Raw genomic sequence first — 2314 nt, 5'->3', positions numbered from 1 at the left:
AAGATCTACAAGGCCGCCACCCAACCGACGTGAACAGCTACGAGTCGTGCGCACTAAACCGGTCAACGAGTTGTCGACATGCTCGACACCGATTCCAACATCGATGAAATCAATCCCGTACTCTTCTAGCTTAGTAACTATCAGCTTCCGCGCCGGACCATCATCAAGCGCGAGGAAGACAAACGTCATTCCGCGCAGCTCGTCAACATTCGCCTCAGTGACGAAGTCGCCGTGCGRCACTATTTTCTTTCGCATCTTGGCGTAACGCGCTGCGAAGTAGTCAACCTTCTTTGGCACCGTAGCCAGCTCCTCGATCGACGGCGCCCCGGGCGATCGAAAGGCGTTGTGCTGGAGGTAGCGGTCACCATCGAATAGATGGATCTCTCGGACCGGCGTCTTCGCTACAAGATCGAGGGTATAGGCACCGGTGCCGCCGAGGCCGATGATCGCTATCGGACCTAGCCGGAGCTTTTTGGTCACCTCCGAGATGCCGGCTCGGACGGATGCGGTGTCCAGGTACTCGAACGGCGAGTCGTCGTCCTCGTCCGGCGTGATCACTGGGAAGGTCGTGGCCGCGACGGTTGGATCGAGCACCTGGGCGTGCATCAAGAGGAGGGCGACATAGGTTGTTACCTTGTGGTGATAGTCCCGGTAGCGCTGGTCACCACCCATCGGCTTCTTCGAGAACGTGAAGTTGACGTGAACCGAGCCGACCAACGACGCCGCACCGCTGTTGATCAGCTTCGACAGCGGATGGCCTTMCGAGTCCGAGGGTGTCTGGCCGATGAACTGGGCGACATGGTTCGACGGCTGGATCGTCATGTCACCGGCGAGCTCCAGTTCGGTGACCAAGGTGCCGCGTAGGACCTCCCGACTCGGGTTGACGTACGGCACGTCGTGGACGAGCAGCACATTTCCACGTGTCTCAAGGTGGTAGCCCTCCTCCCGCAGCCGCCCGAGGTCCGCGCTACGAACGATCAGTCGCTGTGACATCAAAGATCATTCCTTCCTTGATCTTGACGGTCCCGCCTGGACGGAGGGTCCCCTCGGGCTTGTCGCCGTGCCCCCGCCGGAAGGTGATCGTGAAGTCGACGTTGTCGCCAGCAGRCACAGGATCGAAAGCCAGGGCCACGACCTCGTCAAAGCTCAACTCCCCTTTGACCACTGTGCGCCGACGGYCGTTCACGATGATCTCCACCGTCTTGGTCTGAGCCCCGGCCTCGACTGCTGCTGTCCCACTCATGGGAGTTCTCCTGTCCGCGGCGTTGCCGACCGCTTAGCCGATGTCGCCGACCAGGCGACGCTGACGATCGTCAGCCTCGGAGCACCAGATGGTCAACCCAACTGGCAACAACAAAATGACAGTGAAACTGACATGACAGTGAGTTTGACACCGACACCGCTTCCCGGGCAGACTGCGGCCTGTGCAGGACGTGGAACTGCAGCGCGGTCTGGCGCAGTCAGTGCGCAAGCACCGCCGCCAGCGGGGATGGAGCCAGGCAGCCCTTGCCGAGCGACTCGGGTTGACGCGGACGACGATCACGAACATCGAGCACGGTGCCCAAGGCATCACACTGCTGACGTTCGTCCGCCTAGCTGAGCAGCTCAACGTTGGAGCGCCAGAACTCCTCGCAGAGGTCATCGCGGGACGCCCGGCCCCTTCAGCGGCGCCAGAAGCGCCCGGCCCCTACCGGGAATGGGTTGCCTCGATCGCATCGATGCCTGGCGACGATAACGTGTCCGCCCACGTTGCCGATGACGGAAACACGTCGTGAATCCGCCGATCCGTCGTACGTCGAGCGAGATCCGAGCGATCGAACTTCTAAAAGACTGCGGATACGCAAATTATATTCCAGTCCCGGTAGACCGCATAGCCGCCTCCCTCCGCGCGGTGGTTCGCTACCAGCCCTTTGAGGCAGACGACATTTCCGGCCTACTACTACGCCAAGATGGCCAGCCAGCTATTATTGGCGTCAACAGCGTCAATGCCCCGGTTCGTCAACGTTTCACAATCGCGCACGAGATTGGTCACCTTCTGTTGCATGAGGGTAAGGGGCTCATTCTTGACCGGCTCGTGCGCGTAAACTTTCGGGACGCAGTCTCGTCTACAGCGACAGATCGGCAAGAGCGTGAGGCGAATGCCTTTGCGGCAGCGCTACTCATGCCCGACGAACGGATAGTCGAACAACTCGACCAGCTCACCAGCGGTCGACTAAGGTCGGACACGGCTATCGTGCAGCATCTTGCAAGAACCTTTGACGTGTCGCGGCAGGCAATGGAGTTCCGCCTCATCAATCTCGGTTTGCTCTCGCCC

Annotated in this window: 4 protein-coding genes; 2 read left to right on the top strand and 2 right to left on the bottom strand. The window is 60.4% G+C overall.

Features of this window, described 5'->3' with window-relative positions:
• Positions 1–993: ThiF family adenylyltransferase (locus CcI156_RS23555; protein ID WP_076808324.1), on the bottom strand; the 993-nt coding region annotated here is incomplete at its 3' end.
• Positions 968–1243, bottom strand: coding sequence for a multiubiquitin domain-containing protein (locus CcI156_RS23550; protein WP_076808321.1), 276 nt, complete (start codon positions 1241–1243; stop codon positions 968–970). The genes CcI156_RS23555 and CcI156_RS23550, both read right to left, overlap by 26 nt.
• 181 nt (positions 1244–1424) lie before the next feature.
• Between CcI156_RS23550 and CcI156_RS23545 the strand changes: the two genes are divergently transcribed.
• Positions 1425–1775 carry a helix-turn-helix domain-containing protein gene (locus CcI156_RS23545; protein WP_011435335.1) on the top strand — a complete coding sequence of 117 codons (351 nt, stop codon included), beginning with the start codon at positions 1425–1427 and terminating at the stop codon, positions 1773–1775.
• A partial coding sequence (locus CcI156_RS23540; protein ID WP_139341612.1) for an ImmA/IrrE family metallo-endopeptidase occupies positions 1772–2314 on the top strand: 543 nt, incomplete at its 3' end. The genes CcI156_RS23545 and CcI156_RS23540, both read left to right, overlap by 4 nt.

Source organism: Frankia sp. CcI156 (genome assembly GCF_001983015.1).
GTDB classification, from domain to species: domain Bacteria; phylum Actinomycetota; class Actinomycetes; order Frankiales; family Frankiaceae; genus Frankia; species Frankia casuarinae.
This window is presented reverse-complemented; position numbering and strand designations above follow the sequence as displayed.